Raw genomic sequence first — 950 nt, forward strand, 5'->3', positions numbered from 1 at the left:
GTCAGTGTAACCGTCTTATCCAGACAGGATAGTTAGAAAGATGCTCAATTCTTCCACCTAGCTGAAAGGCCATTACCGCACAGAGGATTAGGCTAGGGACTGATTATTGTCATATCAGGAGCAAACTTATGGCCCAAGCAAGACCCAATTACTCAAAACCCATCTTTGAACAATCATTCACAATTAATAGCTTACAGGCGCAACGTGTCGTTGACCGTGTTTTTAGACGGACGGTCAGTGCGCTTTACGGAATCGATGTCATCCTGCGCATCATCGGCGATGAGAACGAAATTGATGAAGTGGAACAGATCATTAGCCAGTTGATCGAGGATTGCGCTAAGGCGGTAGACAACGAACAAGCTCGTTTAGACAAATTGATGGAGTCCAACGGTATCGATGAAGTACCTGACTACACCGACCCGATTACCTTCAACGCCAAAATAAGCTCGCCTCAGGTTGGCCAGTTTGTCGGCTTAGTGCGCAAACTCGATGCGTTAATGATCTCAATGGACACTCTCTGGTTGTCTAGCGTGCTTAGCAACAAGCAACGCGTTGATGGCAACTACGCATGGCAACAGCGCATTATCAAACTTGCACGACGCATTATTGATATCGAAATTCGAGCACGAAAATCAGCCCAAGCTAAGGGTAAAGAAGCAGAAGTTGAGCAAGCGGTGCCTTCAACCGATGACGATATCACTGAAGAGGAAACAGATAACCCCGCCAACTAGCCAACTAGGCTCCCATCAACCAGCCCCTCTCGAAGGGGCTCTTCATCTTGCTGTATTTTCTATCAAAATCATTAAAATGAATTTAACTGTCATTTTTGGCCAAGCTACATGAATAGAACTAATTTTTTCGTTACTTTCTTTAGGGTAAGCGGATTAAATGGTTGATCTTACCTTTGCATGAGAGTGAGACAGACCGGCATCTCATCGGATTATCTGGTT

The 950-nt window shown here is 45.1% G+C and carries 1 protein-coding gene; it reads left to right on the forward strand.

Annotated features, from left to right (window positions below; all coding sequences use genetic code 11):
* Positions 1-128 precede the first annotated feature (128 nt).
* Complete coding sequence (locus R7Z49_RS23840; protein ID WP_048608523.1) at positions 129-731, forward strand: hypothetical protein; 603 nt, start codon at positions 129-131, stop codon at positions 729-731.
* Positions 732-950 lie beyond the last annotated feature (219 nt).

This window comes from Vibrio sp. 1562, assembly GCF_033340155.1.
Classification (GTDB): Bacteria; Pseudomonadota; Gammaproteobacteria; order Enterobacterales; family Vibrionaceae; genus Vibrio; species Vibrio alginolyticus.